Source organism: Salinibacterium sp. VpJ6 (genome assembly GCF_059767345.1).
Genome location: NZ_JBSOQL010000003.1, coordinates 168,923 through 186,630, shown reverse-complemented (window position 1 = coordinate 186,630; position 17,708 = coordinate 168,923). Strand labels below are relative to the sequence as shown.

At 62.2% G+C, this 17,708-nt stretch carries 19 protein-coding genes; 6 read left to right on the top strand and 13 right to left on the bottom strand.

Annotated elements, in window-relative coordinates; genetic code table 11:
- Positions 1 to 59 precede the first annotated feature (59 nt).
- A complete protein-coding gene (locus tag ACWTV1_RS11650) occupies positions 60 to 1,052 on the bottom strand; it encodes an aldo/keto reductase (RefSeq protein ID WP_498505454.1) in 993 nt (330 codons plus the stop codon).
- Positions 1,053 to 1,245: 193 nt separating this feature from the next.
- On the opposite strand from ACWTV1_RS11650, the gene ACWTV1_RS11645 reads away from it, so the two are divergent.
- The gene (locus tag ACWTV1_RS11645; RefSeq protein ID WP_498505453.1) at positions 1,246 to 1,806 is read left to right on the top strand and encodes a YbhB/YbcL family Raf kinase inhibitor-like protein; all 561 of its coding nucleotides are present in this window, start codon (positions 1,246 to 1,248) and stop codon (positions 1,804 to 1,806) included.
- A gap of 49 nt (positions 1,807 to 1,855) precedes the next feature.
- Here ACWTV1_RS11645 and ACWTV1_RS11640 read toward each other — a convergent pair whose 3' ends face one another.
- Positions 1,856 to 2,041, bottom strand: a complete 186-nt coding sequence (locus tag ACWTV1_RS11640) for a hypothetical protein (protein WP_100390060.1) — start codon at positions 2,039 to 2,041, stop codon at positions 1,856 to 1,858.
- Between the two features lie 189 nt (positions 2,042 to 2,230).
- Positions 2,231 to 4,480, bottom strand: coding sequence for a polyribonucleotide nucleotidyltransferase (locus ACWTV1_RS11635; protein ID WP_100390059.1), 2,250 nt, complete (start codon positions 4,478 to 4,480; stop codon positions 2,231 to 2,233).
- A gap of 321 nt (positions 4,481 to 4,801) precedes the next feature.
- On the opposite strand from ACWTV1_RS11635, the gene ACWTV1_RS11630 reads away from it, so the two are divergent.
- Complete coding sequence (locus ACWTV1_RS11630) at positions 4,802 to 4,984, top strand: DUF5302 domain-containing protein (RefSeq protein WP_010205171.1); 183 nt, start codon at positions 4,802 to 4,804, stop codon at positions 4,982 to 4,984.
- An 81-nt stretch (positions 4,985 to 5,065) separates the two neighbouring features.
- On the opposite strand, the gene ACWTV1_RS11625 is transcribed toward ACWTV1_RS11630, so the two are convergent.
- Together ACWTV1_RS11625 and ACWTV1_RS11620 are read right to left on the bottom strand one after the other, a co-directional pair.
- Entirely contained in the window at positions 5,066 to 5,698 is a 633-nt protein-coding gene (locus ACWTV1_RS11625) for an FMN reductase (protein ID WP_498505452.1), read from the bottom strand.
- Positions 5,699 to 5,749: 51 nt separating this feature from the next.
- Complete coding sequence (locus ACWTV1_RS11620) at positions 5,750 to 6,865, bottom strand: LLM class flavin-dependent oxidoreductase (protein WP_498505451.1); 1,116 nt, start codon at positions 6,863 to 6,865, stop codon at positions 5,750 to 5,752.
- A 207-nt stretch (positions 6,866 to 7,072) separates the two neighbouring features.
- Between ACWTV1_RS11620 and ACWTV1_RS11615 the strand changes: the two genes are divergently transcribed.
- Both ACWTV1_RS11615 and ACWTV1_RS11610 read left to right on the top strand, forming a co-directional pair.
- Positions 7,073 to 8,038, top strand: a complete 966-nt coding sequence (locus ACWTV1_RS11615) for an alpha/beta hydrolase (protein ID WP_498505450.1) — start codon at positions 7,073 to 7,075, stop codon at positions 8,036 to 8,038.
- A 109-nt stretch (positions 8,039 to 8,147) separates the two neighbouring features.
- Positions 8,148 to 9,155, top strand: a complete 1,008-nt coding sequence (locus tag ACWTV1_RS11610) for a helix-turn-helix domain-containing protein (protein ID WP_498505449.1) — start codon at positions 8,148 to 8,150, stop codon at positions 9,153 to 9,155.
- Positions 9,156 to 9,199: 44 nt separating this feature from the next.
- Here ACWTV1_RS11610 and ACWTV1_RS11605 read toward each other — a convergent pair whose 3' ends face one another.
- From ACWTV1_RS11605 to ACWTV1_RS11580, 6 genes are all read right to left on the bottom strand, one after another.
- Positions 9,200 to 10,060, bottom strand: coding sequence for an anti-sigma factor (locus ACWTV1_RS11605; protein ID WP_498505448.1), 861 nt, complete (start codon positions 10,058 to 10,060; stop codon positions 9,200 to 9,202).
- Positions 10,047 to 10,607, bottom strand: a complete 561-nt coding sequence (locus ACWTV1_RS11600; protein WP_498505447.1) for an RNA polymerase sigma factor — start codon at positions 10,605 to 10,607, stop codon at positions 10,047 to 10,049. The genes ACWTV1_RS11605 and ACWTV1_RS11600 overlap by 14 nt, the downstream gene beginning before the upstream one ends.
- Before the next feature lie 20 nt (positions 10,608 to 10,627).
- Entirely contained in the window at positions 10,628 to 11,236 is a 609-nt protein-coding gene (locus ACWTV1_RS11595; RefSeq protein WP_498505446.1) for a class F sortase, read from the bottom strand.
- 88 nt (positions 11,237 to 11,324) lie between these two features.
- Positions 11,325 to 12,149 carry a DUF4397 domain-containing protein gene (locus ACWTV1_RS11590; protein WP_100390051.1) on the bottom strand — a complete coding sequence of 275 codons (825 nt, stop codon included), beginning with the start codon at positions 12,147 to 12,149 and terminating at the stop codon, positions 11,325 to 11,327.
- A 92-nt stretch (positions 12,150 to 12,241) separates the two neighbouring features.
- Positions 12,242 to 13,531: a benzoate/H(+) symporter BenE family transporter gene (locus tag ACWTV1_RS11585; protein ID WP_498505445.1), complete on the bottom strand. Its 1,290-nt coding sequence runs from the start codon at positions 13,529 to 13,531 to the stop codon at positions 12,242 to 12,244.
- The gene (locus ACWTV1_RS11580) at positions 13,506 to 14,423 is read right to left on the bottom strand and encodes an NADP-dependent oxidoreductase (protein WP_498505444.1); all 918 of its coding nucleotides are present in this window, start codon (positions 14,421 to 14,423) and stop codon (positions 13,506 to 13,508) included. The genes ACWTV1_RS11585 and ACWTV1_RS11580 overlap by 26 nt, the downstream gene beginning before the upstream one ends.
- Before the next feature lie 101 nt (positions 14,424 to 14,524).
- Between ACWTV1_RS11580 and ACWTV1_RS11575 the strand changes: the two genes are divergently transcribed.
- On the top strand, positions 14,525 to 15,133 hold the full coding sequence (locus ACWTV1_RS11575; protein WP_498505443.1) for an HdeD family acid-resistance protein: 609 nt from the start codon (positions 14,525 to 14,527) through the stop codon (positions 15,131 to 15,133).
- A gap of 74 nt (positions 15,134 to 15,207) precedes the next feature.
- On the opposite strand, the gene rpsO is transcribed toward ACWTV1_RS11575, so the two are convergent.
- Positions 15,208 to 15,477, bottom strand: coding sequence for a 30S ribosomal protein S15 (gene rpsO / locus ACWTV1_RS11570; protein WP_009771894.1), 270 nt, complete (start codon positions 15,475 to 15,477; stop codon positions 15,208 to 15,210).
- A 119-nt stretch (positions 15,478 to 15,596) separates the two neighbouring features.
- Positions 15,597 to 16,430, bottom strand: a complete 834-nt coding sequence (locus ACWTV1_RS11565; protein ID WP_498505442.1) for a hypothetical protein — start codon at positions 16,428 to 16,430, stop codon at positions 15,597 to 15,599.
- Positions 16,431 to 16,525: 95 nt separating this feature from the next.
- On the opposite strand from ACWTV1_RS11565, the gene ACWTV1_RS11560 reads away from it, so the two are divergent.
- The gene (locus ACWTV1_RS11560) at positions 16,526 to 17,707 is read left to right on the top strand and encodes a MarP family serine protease (protein ID WP_498505441.1); all 1,182 of its coding nucleotides are present in this window, start codon (positions 16,526 to 16,528) and stop codon (positions 17,705 to 17,707) included.
- Position 17,708: the final 1 nt, after the last annotated feature.

The following is a 17,708-nucleotide window of genomic DNA, read 5'->3' as shown; positions in this document are numbered from 1 at the left end:
ACGCTGAACGCTGCTGCGCTCTCGCTGCCCGGTAGCAGCTCGCGCGCTAGCCGCTCCCGCTAGTAGCTAGAGACGCGGTCGAGCTCTGCTGACTGGTGTCGCGTCAATTGAACGCGGGCCGCCGCAATCAATTCCGGCACTTGCTCTGCACGACTCGCGCTCACGACGGGCGCGACCACACCTGGCTTGTTCAACAACCACGCGAGTGCGATTGTCGCCACGCTCTCATCTTGCTCTTCGGCAACCTCATCGAGAGCGTTCAAGATTTTGATTCCGCGACGGCGCAAGTACTGCGCAGCGTCGTGGCCGCGAGAGTTGAGAGCAAGGTCAGCACGCTGACGGTACTTGCCGCTCAAGAAACCGCTAGCCAATGCAAAGCGAGGCATAACGCCCAGACCTTGGATCGCCGCGACGTGAGCGAGGCCCGTTTCATACTCTTGGCGGTGGAGAAGGTTGTAGTGGGCTTGCACGGCGACCATGGGGGCAACGCCCATCTGGCCGCACGCGATGCGCGCTTGAATGAGCCGGTTGCCCGTGTGATCAGAGCCCCCGAAGTAGCGCACTTTGCCATCGCCGATCAATTCGTCGACAGCGAGCAAGGTTTCGTCAAAGTCGACCGATTCATCGTCGACGTGCAGATACAGCAGGTCGATGTGCGAGGTACCCAAGCGCGCGAGCGAGGCATCCACGGAGCGCTTGATCGCCGCGGCATCCATACCGGGATTGTCGCGGCTCTTGCCCACCTTGGTAGCAACTACGATCTGATCGCGATTGCGCCGGGTGCGCATCCACTTGCCAATCATGAGCTCGCTGCGACCTGAGGCGTAGGAGTCAGCCGTGTCGATGAAGTTGCCTCCGCCGTCGGCAAAGGTGTTCAGAATGGAGGTGGTGGCCGCGTCATCTGCGGTCCACCCGAAGATGTTTCCGCTGAGCGCGAGAGGCAAAACACGAAGGTCAGAAGAACCGATGACTCGAGTCGAAAAGTGCTGCCCCGTTACTGGGCGCACACGAATGGAACCCGGCAGTGATCGCGTCGGGTGCACTTGCGTCATAACGGCCTCCCACAAGGCTTTTGGTAAGAATATGCCGCCAACACCGCAAATACGCGGAGGACAGACAGATCGTTACTAGTCCGTGTCGAAATGACTCATTTTTCCTCTGGTGCAGCACGGCACGGTGTCGGCGTCACGTCATTCTCGCCATAATGGCCACAGTTCCATTTCCGCAAGCGAGAGGATCGACGCCGTGAATGACCCCAACTGGAAACTGCCCGAAGTACCGTCGTTCACCCTAGAGAGCCCCGATTTTGAACCCGGCGGTGAGCTGCCAACCTTCGCACGCTCCGGCATTGCAAATGCGGGAGGCGAAGATCGCTCCCCCACTCTCCACTGGCACGGCTTTCCCTCGGGAACGAAGAGCTTCGTGCTCACCGTTTTCGATCCGGATGCGCCTACCGGTAGCGGTTGGTGGCACTGGGCTGTCTACAACATTCCCGCGTCGGTGGAATCGCTCCCCCAGGATGCTGGAAACCCGGAGTCGCAACTCATGCCGCATGGTGCAATTACCGTGGCCAACGAACTTCGCCTCGAAGCATTTCAGGGCGCTGCGCCGCCGGCCGGCCACGGCCCCCACCGTTACGTCTTCACGGTGAGCGCACTCAACGTTGAACGCCTCGACCTCGCCGAGGGCAGCACCCCCGCCATGCTGGGCTTTGTGCTTCGCGATCACATCGTGGCGCGAGCGCAACTGATCGGATACTCGAGCACCGAAGCCGCGTACACGCTAGAGGCTTCGCGGGCACGATAAACACCCGCATCGGGCATGCGGGTCATCAGGAGAACGCGATGAGCTCTGCTTAGGTGTTACGGCGGTAGTAGTGCGGAACGCGTTCGTAGCCTCGGCTGCGCATCTTCGCGACAACCACGCTGACGACCACGACGACAACAACAATGCCGAGGGCTACCCAGAGGTACCATGCGGTCTCAAGCCACAGGAGCATGTCGCTCATGAAGGCGTCAAGAGGTGTAGTGATTCGGGTCACTCGCTCAGGATAGTGGCATGGAGCACCGATAGCGGGACCCAATCGAAGGGCAGACTAGGGTGACTACCCCCATTTTTACTGGGATGTGAAAAAGAAATTTTTCTGCCCGACACACAGTTGCCCCATTAACGACTCAGCGCCCATCCTCAAGGAGAATGGGCGCTGAGTATGACCTGCGTTTAGCGGGACTTAGCTTTCGTCAGCGGGAGCCGCTGCTTCTGCGTCAGCCTCGTCAGTGACGGGTGCGAGCGAGAGCTTGCCACGATCATCAATCTTGGTGATCTCAACCTGGATCTTCTGGCCGACTCCGAGTACGTCTTCGACGTTCTCGACACGCTTACCACCGGCAAGCTTGCGAACCTCAGAGATGTGCAGCAGTCCGTCCTTGCCCGGGGTGAGCGATACGAATGCACCGAAGGTAGCGATCTTGACGACCGTACCCAAGAAGCGTTCGCCCACCTCAGGGTTGAGCGGGTTCGCGATGGCGTTGACCGCCGCGCGTGCAGCCTCGGCAGAAGGACCATCGACAGCGCCGATGTAGACCGTTCCGTCATCCTCAATCGAGATGTCGGCTCCGGTGTCATCCTGAATCTGGTTGATGTTCTTGCCCTTGGGCCCGATGAGCTCACCGATCTTGTCGATCGGGATCTGAACCGAGATCACGCGAGGAGCCGTGGGGGCCATCTCGTCGGGAGCGTCGATTGCAGCGTTGATCACCGAAAGAATCGCGGTACGCGCTTCCTTAGCCTGCTTGAGTGCACCGTCAAGAACTGACGACGGCAGACCAGCGAGCTTGGTGTCGAGCTGGATAGCGGTGATGAACTCACTCGTACCGGCAACCTTGAAGTCCATGTCGCCGAGTGCGTCTTCAGCGCCGAGGATGTCGGTGAGAGCCGCGTAACGCGTCTCGCCGTTGACCTCGTCGGAGATGAGCCCCATTGCGATACCGGCGACGGGTGCGCGCAGCGGCACACCAGCGTTCAGCAGCGACAGAGTCGAAGCACAGACGGAACCCATCGACGTGGAACCGTTGGAGCCGAGAGCCTCGGATACCTGGCGGATGGCGTAAGGGAAGTCTTCACGAGCAGGAAGCACCGGTGCGATAGCGCGCTCGGCGAGGAAGCCGTGCCCGATCTCGCGACGCTTCGGGCTACCAACGCGACCGGTCTCACCAGTCGAGTAGGGCGGGAAGTTGTAGTGGTGCATGTAGCGCTTCTTGGTCACTGGTGCCAGTGAGTCAATCTGCTGCTCCATCTTGAGCATGTTCAGCGTGGTTACACCCAGGATCTGAGTCTCGCCGCGCTGGAAGATAGCCGAACCGTGAACGCGAGGAATGACCTCGACCTCAGCATCGAGCGCACGAATGTCGCTCAAGCCACGGCCGTCGATACGGATGCCCTCGGTGAGCACGCGGGTACGCATGACCTTCTTGCTGACGGCCTTGTACGCTCCGCCAACCATGCCGAGTACGTCTTCGCTGAGTTCTTCAGCGTCAACCTTGGACTGAACCTCAGCCTTGACGCGAGCCTTGAGCTCGTCATCAGCGGTCTGGCGCTCGATCTTGTCGGCGATCTTGTAGACGTCGCGAAGCTCAGCTTCAGCAATTTCACTGACCACGTTGTACGCCTGGTCGGAGTACGGCGGGAAGAGCTTGAACTCGGCAACAGGCTTAGCGGCCTTGTTGGCGACCTCGAGCTGAGCCTTGACGAGCTGCTTGAGGAACGGCTTCGAGGCTTCAAGGCCCTGAGCAACAACAGCCTCGTCGGGCTTCGTGGCGCCAGCCTTGATGAGCTCCCAGCTGTTCTCGGTAGCTTCTGCTTCAACCATCATGATGGCGATGTCTTCTTCACCCTGGTCGTTGGTGACCATGCGGCCAGCAACGGTGAGGTCAAAGACAGCGTCAGCAAGCTGGCTGTGCTTCGGGAAGGCAACCCACTGGTCGTTGATCAGAGCCATGCGGATGCCGGCAACCGGACCATAGAACGGAAGTCCTGAGATCTGGGTGCTGAGCGATGCGGCGTTGATCGAGAGTGCGTCGTAGAACTCGTCCGGAGCGATGCTCAGAACGGTGATGACGATCTGAACTTCGTTGCGGAGGCCCTCAACGAAGGTTGGACGCATCGGACGGTCGATGAGACGGCAGACGAGGATCGCTTCCGTCGAGGGACGACCCTCGCGGCGGAAGAAGCTTCCGGGGATCTTGCCGGCAGCGTACGAACGCTCTTCGACATCCACGGTGAGCGGGAAGAAGTCGAAGCCCTCACGCGGGTGCTTACCCGCGCTCGTGGCGCTCAAGATCATGGTTTCTTCGTCGAGGTACGCGGCAACGGCACCCTGTGCCTGCTGAGCGAGTCGACCGGTTTCGAAGCGCACGGTGCGCTTGCCGAACTTGCCGTTATCGAGAACGGCTTCGGCGAATGTGATTTCTGGACCCTCCATGCGGGGGTTTCTCCTTTGTTTTACGTCGCGCACCCGTGTGGTGTGCGACTCGTCAAGGAGCAGGAGCGGGCAGAAGGACGCGATGGTTCACGCGCATGCCTAGAGTGGCGGCGCGTGTCTGGCCAACAGTAGAAAGCCTCCGAACGACTCGGAAAATTACCACCGGTGACCAGCTTCTTGCCAGCCTGCTCCGTTTGTTGCCCTACTACTACGTGGACAACTGCTCACAATCGTAGCACCGGGGGTCTGGGAAGCCCTAGAGATTGGCGCACGACACGGTTTCGGCGCTGATTATCATGCAGGTGGCCTACGCTGACGGGTATGGAACCCACAGAAGAAACACCCTCTGCGAGCGAAGAGAACAAGCGCAGGTTCCGCGAGGCGCTTGATCGCAAGCAGGGCAAAGAAACATCACGCCCAGGACATTTGGATGCCGAATCGGCTATCCACGGCACTCAGGACCGCGCCGATCACAAGCGCGACTTCCGCCGCAAGACTGGGTAAAACAAACGAAGCGACCGCTGCCGCCCGGCGAGATCGGCGGGGATGCTCCCCGCGGAGTTCGCCGAGCAGCGCGGCTGGTTCTTACTGCGCTCCGAAGCTACCGACGGGGCTGAAGCCCTCCGGCAGCGCAAAGGGATCAATAACCCGGCTCGAACGATCGGACACCGCGGCGAGCGCCGCGAGTTCTCCCGCCGCCCGCGCGATTCGTGCCGGAAGAGTGCTCGACGCACTATCTGAACCACTTCCCCAGTCCGCGGATGCCGCATAGACGCCGGTCGGCACAGCCACGGCATGCAAGTAGCTGAAGAGCGGTCGCATCGCGTAGTCGATCGCGAGGGAGTGACGATCTGTTCCACCGGTCGCTCCGAGCAGCACCGGCAGATCCGTCAAGGATTGCGGGTCGAGCACGTCGATGAATGACTTGAACAGCCCGCTGTAGCTCGTCGTGAAGATGGGCGTGACGGCAATAAGCCCGTCGGCGCTGGTGACAGCGGCGATCGCTTCGTCGAGCTTGGTGCTCGGGAAGCCCGTGAGCAGGTTGTTCGTCACGTCGTGCGCGAGGTCGCGCAGCTCGATGACGGTCACTTCGGCTTCTATACCGCGGTCACGCAGGTCGGTGTCGGTTGCTTCAGTGAGCCGGTCGGCGAGCAGTCGGGTGGACGATGGCTGGCTGAGGCCAGCGGCGATGACGGCAATTTTCTTGACGTCGGACATGATGTGCTTCTTTCTGGGGATCTAGTGGAGTGAAGCGAGCCGGTAGCGAAGCTAGACGGTTGCGGGGGCGTCGGCCGCGACGGTGGCGAGAGCCGCATCGCGCTTGGCGACGAGCGAAGCGTGAGTGGGGGCATCCGGAACCTCAGCGGGACGATTGGTGGCGAACTCCTTGCGGAGGACGGGAACGACCTCTTCGCCGAGAATGTCGAGCTGCTCGAGAACGGTCTTGAGCGGCAGTCCAGCGTGGTCCATGAGGAAGAGCTGGCGCTGGTAGTCGCCGAAGTGCTCGCGCATGCCGGCGTACTTGTCGATGACCTCTTGCGGGCTACCCACGGCGAGCGGCGTCTGGTCGGTGAAGTCCTCCATCGAGGGTCCGTGGCCATACACGGGAGCATTGTCGAAGTACGGGCGGAACTCTGCCTTGGCCGCCTGTGAGTTGCTGCGCATGAAGGCTTGACCGCCGAGACCCACAATGGCCTGCTCCGCGGTGCCGTGGCCGTAGTGCTCGAAGCGCTGACGGTAGTAGCTCACGAGACGCATGTAGTGCTCTTTGGGCCAGAAGATGTTGTTCGCAAAGAAGCCGTCGCCGTAGTACGCGGCTTGCTCAGCGATCTCGGGACTGCGGATCGAACCGTGCCAGACAAAGGGAGGCACGCCATCCAAGGGTCGCGGCGTCGACTGGAAGCCCTGCAACGGCGTGCGGTACTTGCCCTCCCAGTTCACGAACTCTTCACGCCACAGCTTGTGCAGCAGCGAGTAGTTTTCGATGGCGAGCGGGATGCCCTCGCGAATGTCTTTGCCAAACCACGGGTACACCGGCCCCGTGTTGCCGCGGCCCATCATGAGGTCGGCGCGACCGTCGGAGAGGTGCTGAAGCATCGCGTAGTCCTCCGCGATCTTCACGGGGTCGTTCGTCGTGATGAGCGTCGTGCTGGTCGAGAGGATGAGCTTCTCGGTCTGCGCGGCGATATAGGCCAGCGTGGTGGTGGGGCTCGAGGAGAAGAACGGAGGGTTGTGGTGCTCCCCCAGGGCGAAGACATCGAGCCCGACTTCTTCCGCTTTCTTGGCGATGGTCACGGTGGCCTTGATGCGCTCCGCCTCGGTGGGCGTCGTGCCATTGGTCGGGTCAGTAGTGATGTCGCTGACGGTGAAAATTCCGAACTGCATGGTGTGCTCCGGTCTCCCAAAATCTGTCTGGATGAATCAGTTATTCCGTTCAACCACGCTATTTCCCGATAATTCCGGAGCCGTACCGCCACATGGCGGTTAACGTGCAGCCATCGTGGAATGAGTGGCGGTACTCGCGCAGTGCCGCAACGCTCTAGCGTGGAGGCAGGCCGTCACACCGCTGTGGCGCAAACCGATGGAGGCCCCATGAGTGCATCTGAGTTTCATCCCGCTCCCCCGTTCGATGTGGAGCTGGCTGCGGCGCTCGCGATCATCAATGAGCAAGAGCCTTCGACCATTACCCCCGACATGATCCAGCCACGGCGGGCCACGCCCACCCTGTCGCTCGAGGAGATTCTCGCTGGTCGAAAGATAACTCATCGCGAGGAAACGTTCGCGGGTCCCGGTGGCGATTTGCTCGTCTCACTCTTCCAACGCGACGATCACAGCGTTGCCGGAGTCGGCGTTGTGCACACCCACGGCGGTGGAATGATCTTCGGCGATCGCTTCAGAGGGATCGAGACAATGCTCGACTGGGTCGAAGAGTTGGATGCCGTGGTGGTGTCGGTCGAATACCGTCTGGCTCCCGAGCATCCGGACCCCGCTCCCGTCGACGACTGCTACGCCGCTCTAGTGTGGACGGCGGAAAACGCAGCACGGCTCGGCATCGACGCGAAAAAGCTCGTCATCGCGGGCGGTAGCGCGGGCGGTGGGCTTGCCGCCGGAACGGCACTACTGGCGCGCGACCGTCAAGGGCCTCCGCTCGCCGCCCAAATGCTGATCTATCCGATGCTCGACGACCGCAATGACACCGTGTCGAGCTATCAGATCGACGGCAAGGGCATTTGGGATCGCGGCAGCAATGACACCGGCTGGGATGCCCTGCTTGGCGACCGCCGCAAGACAGACGACGTCTCGATCTATGCGGCTCCCTCGCGAGCGACAGACCTCAGCAATCTTCCTCCGGCGTTCATCGATGTGGGCACTGCAGAAGTGTTCCGCGACGAAGACGTTGCGTATGCCTCCACCATTTGGGCGTCAGGTGGAGACTGCGAACTGCACGTCTGGCCCGGCGGCTTCCATGCCTACGATGTACTGGCTCCGTTCGCGGCGCTATCGGTCGCCACGCAAGATGCACGACTCAGCTGCTTGCGCCGCACGCTCGGCCTCTAATCATCCACTGGCACACCCCAGCGTCACTGTGGTTCGAGCCCAACCGCGACTGTCTGTTCTCGCAGGGCCGCAATAGAGTAGGGCTCGAACCACAGAGGGCGGAACGAGAATGCAAGAACTAGCCGGACGCTTGAAGGCGCTCGACCCCGAGGCCAGCGAAACCTTGCGGGTGATCTCATACTTCGACGCGTTGACCGCCGGTCATGCCAACGCCGAGGTTCTTGTTCGCGGCGCGAGCATGCTGGCCGGATGCCCCGCCGGGGTGGCCTCGCCGTCTCTCAGCCTGCGAGTCGACGAACGTGGACGCCGCAGTGCTGATCCTGGCTCCCCCGCTTCGTGGCCGCCCCGAAGCCTTACCGGTGGAGGGACGGTCTGGATCGAACGTGACGGCGGCGCTCACGCGAACGACGACATGATTCTCGAGCGTGTCGCGCTCGCCCTCAGCATCCTCTTCGAACGCACCGGCCCTGCCGCAGCACTACGCAATCCCGTCGAGACCCTTCTCGACCCCACCGAAACCGTCAAGCACCGCCAAGCCGCAGCCCAATCTCTGCACTTGGCGAGCACTACGCGCTACCGCGTGATCACTCAGCCAGCAAGCACTACGACAGCAGCTGCGGGCCCTGCTGCCGTAATGACAACGGTCGCTGGCGCCGTTCGCGCCGAAATCGTGCTCAGTACGGATGCCGTGGCAGCAGAGCGCGCCGGCATCGGCATCGCTGCCTCCCCCGCCGATCTGGTGCGCTCGTGGCTTTCGGCGCTCACCGCGCTACGCCTGACCTCCGATCATGAGCCCGTGTTGTACGGGGATGATCTTGGTTCGTTGTTGCTGCTCGCCGAAATCAGTCCCGCGGGAGCTCCCGAGAATTGCGACCTCCAGTCGCTCGGCGTCGTGATTCGTGCGACCCCACGCATCGTGCCCATGCTCGACACTCTGGCCGCGAGCGAGAGCCTTCGCGCAGCAGCAGCGACCCTCGGTTTTCACCACTCGACGGTGCAGTCGCGGGCAGAAGAGTTAAGCGCGAAACTCGGCTTTGACGTGCGCACGTCGCGCGGTCGCACCCGGCTCTCCGTAGCTCTCGCCCTTCACCGGCTCGAGACCACGCACTTCGACTAATCGGAGTTCGGGCTCACGCCGACAGTGCACAGCAGCGGCGCTCGCTAGGCCTCGGTGGAGAGCTGACCGCGCACGATGGAGTCGCCGGAGTGAGCCGGGTTTCCGTCGAACTGTTCCTCTGAGATGTCCACGAGGTCGTAACTCGAGATATCGAGCCCGTCGGGAACCGTGAACTGACCTGACGTACCTTCAACGATTCCGAGGCTGACGAGAGCCGTGGCATCCGTTGTGATCAACCAGACTTCACGGTAGCCACCGTCGGTCGCGGGAGCATTAAAGTTGACGTCGATCACGCGCGTACCGTCGGGCAATTGCTCAAGCTTGGCTTCACCCGTGGAATCTGGCCAGGCAGGGAATGCTTCGAGGGTTGCGCTTGCGAGGATGGTCGGCTGTGCAGCAGGACTGAAAGTTGCCCACAGCGCGGTACCGGCGCTCGCGACGAGGGCGACGGCGGCCGCTGCAGCAACAAAGCCGATCCACGGACGGCGACGGCGCTCGGCAAGAGAGTGCACAGTGCCACTTTCCGCGATGCTCGTTGCGGTTGACTCGTCTAGCGCGACATCGTCGCGTTCGACGCGTTCGACGCGTTTCTGGGCCAGTTCGTCGCTGGGCACCCTGTCGCTGGGAACCCTGTCGTCAGCATCGCCAACGGCGGGGGCGGATGTCGCGCTTGCGTCTTCGGCCGTCAGCGCCAGCTCGTCGCTGATGCGATCCCAGACGCGCGAGGGAGCTTCGAGCAGCTCACCAGCATCGAAAGTGGAACGGCCAATCATTGCAGCACGCGCAAGGATTTCGATCTCGCGACGGCACTGGTCACATTCGCGCACGTGCACACTGTCTTCGGGGAGGGCAACTTGCTCACCCAGGGCGAGCAGCGCAAGGACCTCAGGATCAACGTGTCGCATAGGTCGCCTCCAATCGTGTTCGCATCCGTTGCAGACTGCGCCGGATATGGCTCTTGACCGTGCCTAAAGGTAGTTCGAGACGGTCGGCTATTTGGTTGTGGGTGAGATCGTCGAAAAACGCTAATCGCATGATCGCTTGAGCATCCGGCTCAAGGCGAGCGATCTCGTCGGCAACCATCAGGGTGTCGGCCAAGTCGAAGTCTTCCACGACAGCCTCCCCCCGCGAAGTTGTTGACGCCAGTTCTTCTTGAAGCCGGCGAATTCGCGCTCGAGCTTCGTGAGTGTCGGCGATCTTGTTCTTGGTGATTCCGACGAGCCACGCCGACAGGCTCGATCGTTCAGGCTTGAAACTTGAGCGCCCGGTCCAGGCTGAGACGAAGACTTTTTGAGCGACGTCTTCTGCATCGCCGCGATCGCCGAGCGAGCGAACTGCCAGTGTGAAGACGAGCGATGACCACCGCTTGTACACCTCCGCGAGCGCCGCTTCGTCGCCCGCGATGAACGCCTGCGTCATGCGGGCTTCGTCTGCGGCTTCGTCGTCCGTCATAGCTCTCCGGTTGAGGGTGTTCATAGCGGGTTAGCAATCGCTATGACGTTGTCAGAATAGTTCAAGACGTTCTGATCGAACTGTCCCCCACACGTGATGAGCACAATTCGTGGAGCTCCGTCGCGGTCGAAGACCTGGTCGAGAGGCAGTTGTTTCTTCTCGATGTTCTGCACGGATTCGAGAACGTAGCGGTGATCGACGCCGTCATCTGTTGTCACGATGATTTCGGCATTCGCTGGCATCTCTTTGAGATAGGCGAAGGGGCCAAGGCCCTGTTCGAAGTCGTCGACATGGGCGGTGATTACGGTCGAACCGGTGTCACTGGCGGGTGCGGGACCGTAGCGGTACCAGCCGGCGACTCGAATGTCTTCGGGGATCTGCATGAGACCGTCATCCTCGACTCCGACCGGTGTGATCTGGATGTCGATGGAGACGGAAGGAATGTGGATGCGAACCGGGGCAGCAAGCTGCTCTACCGGTGCAAGTTCGCTCGACTGGCGGGGCACATCGATCACCGCGGTGGGCGGCGGGGATTGCACGGGCGTCGGGGCGATGGATTCTGCGGGGGCTGCAGCACAGCCAGCAAGGAGAAGCGCCATGGCCGCGAGGACTAGGGTTCTCGGGGCCATGACGTTCTCCTTGCTGGGGTGTGTGAGTGCTGTTCGTACTGGGTCGTGCTGGGTCGTACTGGGTCGTGCTGTGGAGGTTGTGCTGTGACTACTTCGCTGCGCGGGCGGCGGAGAGTCGGGTTGCGGCGAATCCTGCGAGAGCAAGGAGTGCCGCGAGGCCACCGAGACCGGCGACGAGGATGCCGTTGTTGTTGTCAGCGGCGAGTCCTGCAGTTCCGGCGTCTACTCCGCCGGGGTTCGAGTGGAGACCGTCAATGGTCTGCACTGCGAGGGTGAGGTTGTCGTCTGCGGCGCTGCCCCAGGCGTACACGATTGTGTTGACGCCTTCGGCGATTTCGACGTCAGCCGGGCCAATGACGGGGTCAGTGGTTCCGGTGAGTGCAACAGCGGCGGAGATCGTTCCGACCGCAAGGTCAGCCTTCACTTCGTCGGGGTTGCTCAGGTTTTCGAAGGCAACTGCATCGTTGGCGAGCACGTCGACAGCGGGGGCTGCAGCCGTGTGGCGAACGGTGAGTCGGCCTTCACCGGCAGCGACCGTCGAGAGGTCGTTGGTGAAGAGGCTGGCCGTGGGGTCACCTGATTCATCGAGGTGAGCCACCGCGGTGTAGCTCGTGTTTGCTTCGAGCGTGAGGTCGATCGGGCCGATGGCGGGCGACGAGTCGTCGGCGGCATCAGAGGCGGTGATCGCGACCGTGTAGGTGTCGGCCGGAAGGTCGAGAGGGCCTGCGAGGTCACCGGGCTCGAAGTCGTCGAGGGTGAGTTCGCCGTTGACGTAAACGTCTACGGTGAGTCCCGGCACTGCGTGCAGAACGTACAGGTCAGCGGTGGTGTCCGAGATTGCGTTGGCGGGGATGGCGACTCCTACGGCGGCAATCGCTCCGGCAGCTACACCGGCAAAAATTTTGTTTCGCACTGTTCTTGTCCTCTCATGGTCGGGCGTAAATCGCCTTACATGGAGTACTTCTGGCTGAACCCCTGTTTTGGATGCAGCAATCGCAAAAAACTTTAAAGTTTCTTTTCTGGGACGGCCGGTGCGGCACTCTCAGGGGCGGTCGGCCCGGCTCCCTCGGGGGCGGCATCCGGACCCGCTGGCGTGGCCGTGACGCCAGTCTTTCGGCGCCAACCGAGCCACGCCATGATGATCGCTCCGACGATGAGCGCCCAAAACGCGGAGCCAATTCCGATCACGGTGATGCCCGACGCGGCAACGAGGAACGTGGCGATGGCCGCGATGCGGTGCTCGGCAGCATCCAGAGCAGTACGCACCGAAGTGATGAGAGCACCGATCACCGCAAGCCCCGCGATCGCCACCACCACAATGGGAGGCGCTACCGAGACGAGGGCGGTGGCGAAACCGGCCCCCAGACCGATCACAACGTAAGTGGTGCCCGCTGCCACAGAGGCGATCCAGCGGCGCTTCGGGTCATCGTGCGCTTCTTCGCTCGCCGTGAGCGCTGCGGTGATAGCGGCGAGGTTGAGGGCGTGACCGCCGAAGAACGCACTCGCGGCAGACGCGGCACCGGTAACAGCGAGAGCAGGGCCGGCGGGAACCGCATAGCCGTAGGTGCGCATGACGGTGAAGCCCGGCACGTTTTGCCCGGCCATCGTGACGATGAACAGCGGGATACCGAGGCTTACGATCAGAATCGGGTCGAAGACGGGAATCACGAGAGTGAGCTGAGGCACCACGGCGGCATCACCAAACAGACTGCGGTCGGTCGTCAGCGCAATCGCAACAATCGCTGCAACAAGCGCTCCCGGCACAGCCCAGCGCGGGGCAACCTTCAACAGAATCAACCACACCACGACCATCGGAAGGCCCAACCAGGGGTACTCCACCGACGCGGTAATCGGCGCAAGACAAATCGGAAACAGGATGCCCGCGAGCATTGCACTCGCGATCGGTTGCGGAATTCGCGTGATGAGTCGCCCCAGCGCGGGAACCAGGCCGCACACCATAATGAGCACGCCGCACACGATGAAGGCACCAACTGCGGCCTGAAACTCGACGTCACCCTGCGCCGCAACGATCAGCAGAGCGGCACCGGGAGTCGACCACGCGACCGTGATCGGCATCCGGTAGCCCCACGCCAGCCCAATCGTCACAAGCCCCATCATGACCGTCAGAATCAACAGGCCAGAGGCTGCCTGGTCGTCACTCGCGCCGACCGCGTGCAGCCCAGCAACCACAAGGGTGAACGATGATGCAAAGCCCGCGATCCCGGCGATGATGCCGGTAGAAAAGAGCTGGAAAATGGCGGATGCCTCTCTAGAGCGTGAGCACAATCTTGCCACGAGCGTGGCCTTCGAGAAGCTTGGCGTAGGCCTCAGAGACCTGCTCGAGCGGGAACACCGAGTCGATCGGAACCTCAACGGTTCCGGCAGCAACGAGGGCCGCAAGCGACGCGAGGTCGGCCGGGGTCGCCCCCGCGGCACCGACACCTGAGGTGCCGTACTCCGAGACCGCCGCGTAGTCAGCGATCGTGTTGATGCGGTCGGCCGGGGCACCCAGCGCTAGCGCAGCATCCACTGTTTCGCGGCCGTTGTTATCGAGGGCAGCGGTCACACCTTCGGGGCTGATCTCGAGGATGCGCTCGACCATGCCCTCGCCGTACGCGACGGGGTGGACGCCGAGCGAACGCAAGAACTCATGGTTCGATGCGCTGGCGGAGCCAATCACTTTCGCACCCTTGAGCTTGGCGAGCTGCGCGGCGATGACGCCGACGCCACCCGCTGCAGCGCTCACGAGAACGGTGTCGGCCTCAGTGAGGGCGACAGCTTCGACGCTCGCCCAGGCCGTACGACCGGCGATATCGAGGCCGCCCGCCTGTTCCCAACTCAAATCAGCCGGCTTGCGAACGAGCTTGGCTGCGGGAACAACAACGAAATCTGCCTGACCGCTGAAGCCCTTGCCGCCGAGCACTTCGTCACCGACAGCCCACTGGTCCACTCCCGCGCCAACTTCATCGACAACACCGGCGAAGTCGTTGCCGTTGCCACTCGGGAATTCCACGCTTTGTGGATTAGCCGTAGCCGCCCCTCTAAAAACCTTCGCGTCAAAGGGATTGATGCCGGCGCACTTCACGCGCACCCGCACCTCGCCCGCACCAGCGTGAGGTTCGGTAACTTCGGAAATCGTGAGCACTTCAGGCCCACCGAGCTGAGAGTAAGTAACACGACGCGACATGCTTCGAGCCTAACCGGTGCGTCGCAGTTGCACACTGGGGTAATCCAACTGGGAGAATGGGCAACGTAAGGCACGCATTGACAACTCTGGTTAGGACCGTAATGAGCTCGTCTGACAGCACCACTCCCCGCCCCGTCTCGGCTGAAGATCTTCTCCCCGGACTCTTGCGCGTTCACCGCGGTCAACTCATGGCGGTCGCCGTCATCGGGCTTGTGCTCGGAGTCATCGGGCTGCTGTTCCCCGGCGCAACCTTGCTCACCATCGCAGTGCTCTTCGGCATCTACCTCATCGCGTCGGGAATGTACCGCGTGACCGCCGCTTTCGTCGCGAACAACCTTGACTCCCCGATGCGCTGGACCACTGGCCTTCTCGGACTCCTCATCGTGATCGCCGGAATCCTGTGCCTCGCTAACCCGTTCCAGACGCTCATCGCGCTCGCCCTCGTCATCGGAATCGGCTGGATTCTCGAAGGAGTCGTCGACCTCGTCGGTGGAGTGCGCGGCACCATCCACCCGCGCTGGTTCGGCTGGGTCAGCGGCATCGTCTCGATGGCGGCCGGTGTAGCGATGTTCGTGCTTCCCGCCGCCGGCGTCTTCTCGCTCGTGGCTATCGGCGCCGTACTCATGATCGCCGTGAGCCTCACCACCCTGCTCACGCTGCCGCGCAAGCCCAAGACCACTGCTCCCAGCGCACCGGCCACCGCCGAATAGGCAACACGCTCACAGCAACAACAAAGGCCGCCATCGCAATGCGATGACGGCCTTTGGCAAGTGTGACGAGTGGACTAGCGGCGCAGTCCCAGCTTCTCAATCAGCGTACGGTAACGCGTGATGTCAACGTTCTGCAGGTAACCCAGCAGACGACGACGCTGACCAACAAGAAGAAGCAGTCCACGACGTGAGTGGTGGTCGTGCTTGTGCATCTTGAGGTGCTCCGTGAGGTCGAGGATGCGACGAGTCATCATCGCGATCTGGACCTCGGGGGATCCCGTGTCACCTGGGTGGGTTGCGTACTCTTCGATGATCGCCTTCTTGATGCTTGCTTCTAGAGCCATAAGGTGATCCCCTTTCTAGTCGTTGCGCGGTGCCCATAGCTGAAATGCTTGAGCTCTCTTTATCCGCGGCCGTTAGACGGCAACCTTGAAAGTTTAGCAGAGGCAGGGCTCCCGCAGTACTACCCAGCGAAGAGAGCAACAATTGCGGGAATCGCGAACGCCATCATCGTGACGGTGGCCGCGAGCGCAACCGCTCCCCCGAGCGCGATCCATAGCCGGTAGCGGCGGCGGGCGGCATCCACTTCAGTTCGCAGTCGCTCGAAGCGGGCGGTGAGCCGAATGCTCGGGCCCGTGACCGCAGGGCGTGCGGTCCAGCCACTGAGGCGACCGGCGACGGGAACCAGGGCAGCAATTTCCGCCCGCGAATAGACAGCTTCGTGACGAATGAGCCAAGCTGCAAGATCCTGAAGAGGCAACACCGGAACCGGCGCTTTCATGCGGCCCCGAACCAGTTCGGAGGTTCCCGTGAGGGTGACGAGCGGGCGCACCTGCACGGAGGGGGCGCCGAGGGCGGCGAACGAATCGGTGAGGCGCTCGGCCAAGATTGTGGCGTCGCGGACGTACGCAACGCGGCGACCATTGATGAGGATCATGCGCCCGGCAGTTACCGCTTTCGCTCCCGGATGCCGCCGGCTACACACAGCGAAGACTCCCGCCGGGCCGAGAACGACGTGATCCGCGCCAACACTCGTATCGCTGCTGTCAGTGGAGCCGGCAATGAACCAATCGGCACCCAGCGCAGCGAGTGCGACAGCAGATTCGAGCTCTCCCACGCCATGGGCGTACACCGCGCTGGCCTTGGCCGAGAGCGGGCTCGCGCCGCGGAGTCGCTGAAACCACGTGCGCGGCTCCCTGTCTCGCTGGGCGCGCAAGCATGCGGCCATCGCCAGACCGAACCCGGAATCCTCGGTGAAGGATGCCGGAGCGCGGCTTTCGTGCGCCTTGTCGCTCACCCGATCCCCCAACATTGTTCTGTGAGAGATTATCTCGCGTTCGACGATCGCCCAACTCAGCAACCGACACCGTCGATGCGCCTTAGGCTGAGACAATGAACGTCGCCCCGATGCTCGACCTGCTGCTCGTCGGCGTCTTGCTGGGCTACGCCATCTATGGCATCCGACTCGGCCTCACCCGCAGCATTTTTGTCATCGCTGGTGTTGCCGTCGGAATCTTCTTGGCGATGCTCTTCGCTCAAAACATTGCGCAGCTGGCCTCGGTGCCGCAAGTGCGCGTGCTGGTCGCGGTGTCGGCAGCCATCGCCCTCGTCGCCGTGGGGCACGCAGTAGGTTCTGCCGCGGGCAAAGCAATTCACGTATCGATCGAGACGAAGATTCTTCGCGGAGCTGATCGTGCGGTGGGCGGGCTCGCAATCTTCGTCGTCGCCGCGCTCGTTATCTCGACGGTTAGCTTCAGCGCGGCACAGCTGGGAGCGCCCATACTCTCCCGCACCATTTCAGCGTCATCGGTCATCCGCACCATTCAGGATGTAACGCCCGACGTCGTCGAAGCGAACATCGCCCGCTGGCGAACTGCGCTCAGCGATCGCGCCCTACCTTTGCTGGGTTCGCCTCTCGGCGATCCGAATGCGCAAATCCCCACCATCGACGCCGACAGCCCCGCTCTCTCCGCCGCAGCGCAGTCCGTTGTGCGCATCACGGGGAATGCTTACGCCTGCGGTCAGGGCCAGACGGGAAGCGGGTTTGTGATTGCGTCAGAGCGCATCATGACCAATGCCCATGTCGTTTCGGGCACCTCGGGCCCCGTGGTTGAAGCGCTCAACGGCCAAGTTCTCCCGAGCTCCATTGTGTATTTCGACTCCGTGAACGACTTAGCCGTTTTGGCGGTGCCCGGCCTCACCGCCGACGCGCTCCGGCTCGGAGACACGGCACGCCCCGGCACCAGCACGGCAATTCAGGGGTACCCCTATGGTGGCCCCTTCACGACCAGTGCGGCTCTCGTGCAGCACGTGAGTACCTTCGAGAGTGCCGACATCTACGGCGAGGGTGCAGCGCCCCGCGAGGTCTACACTCTGGCGGGTCAAGTGAATCCTGGAAATTCAGGCGGGCCTCTGCTGACTCTCGATGGAGACATTGCGGGCACGATTTTTGGCAGCAGCACCGAACAGAACAACGTGGGTTACGCACTGACGCTGGATGCTGTTCGCCCCATCGTCGAGAATGCGGCTGACCTCAGCACCGCCGTTTCTAGCGGAGCCTGCATCGCCCGCTAGC

Coding starts and splice junctions, on each gene's coding strand:
- ACWTV1_RS11615 (WP_498505450.1), top strand. CDS start 7,073: ATGAGTGCATCTGAGTTTCATCCCGCTCCCCCGTTCGATGTGGAGCTG.
- ACWTV1_RS11605 (WP_498505448.1), bottom strand. CDS start 10,060: ATGCGACACGTTGATCCTGAGGTCCTTGCGCTGCTCGCCCTGGGTGAG.
- ACWTV1_RS11610 (WP_498505449.1), top strand. CDS start 8,148: ATGCAAGAACTAGCCGGACGCTTGAAGGCGCTCGACCCCGAGGCCAGC.
- ACWTV1_RS11560 (WP_498505441.1), top strand. CDS start 16,526: ATGAACGTCGCCCCGATGCTCGACCTGCTGCTCGTCGGCGTCTTGCTG.
- ACWTV1_RS11580 (WP_498505444.1), bottom strand. CDS start 14,423: ATGTCGCGTCGTGTTACTTACTCTCAGCTCGGTGGGCCTGAAGTGCTC.
- ACWTV1_RS11620 (WP_498505451.1), bottom strand. CDS start 6,865: ATGCAGTTCGGAATTTTCACCGTCAGCGACATCACTACTGACCCGACC.
- ACWTV1_RS11630 (WP_010205171.1), top strand. CDS start 4,802: ATGGAACCCACAGAAGAAACACCCTCTGCGAGCGAAGAGAACAAGCGC.
- ACWTV1_RS11650 (WP_498505454.1), bottom strand. CDS start 1,052: ATGACGCAAGTGCACCCGACGCGATCACTGCCGGGTTCCATTCGTGTG.
- rpsO (WP_009771894.1), bottom strand. CDS start 15,477: ATGGCTCTAGAAGCAAGCATCAAGAAGGCGATCATCGAAGAGTACGCA.
- ACWTV1_RS11600 (WP_498505447.1), bottom strand. CDS start 10,607: ATGACGGACGACGAAGCCGCAGACGAAGCCCGCATGACGCAGGCGTTC.
- ACWTV1_RS11625 (WP_498505452.1), bottom strand. CDS start 5,698: ATGTCCGACGTCAAGAAAATTGCCGTCATCGCCGCTGGCCTCAGCCAG.
- ACWTV1_RS11575 (WP_498505443.1), top strand. CDS start 14,525: ATGAGCTCGTCTGACAGCACCACTCCCCGCCCCGTCTCGGCTGAAGAT.
- ACWTV1_RS11595 (WP_498505446.1), bottom strand. CDS start 11,236: ATGGCCCCGAGAACCCTAGTCCTCGCGGCCATGGCGCTTCTCCTTGCT.
- ACWTV1_RS11635 (WP_100390059.1), bottom strand. CDS start 4,480: ATGGAGGGTCCAGAAATCACATTCGCCGAAGCCGTTCTCGATAACGGC.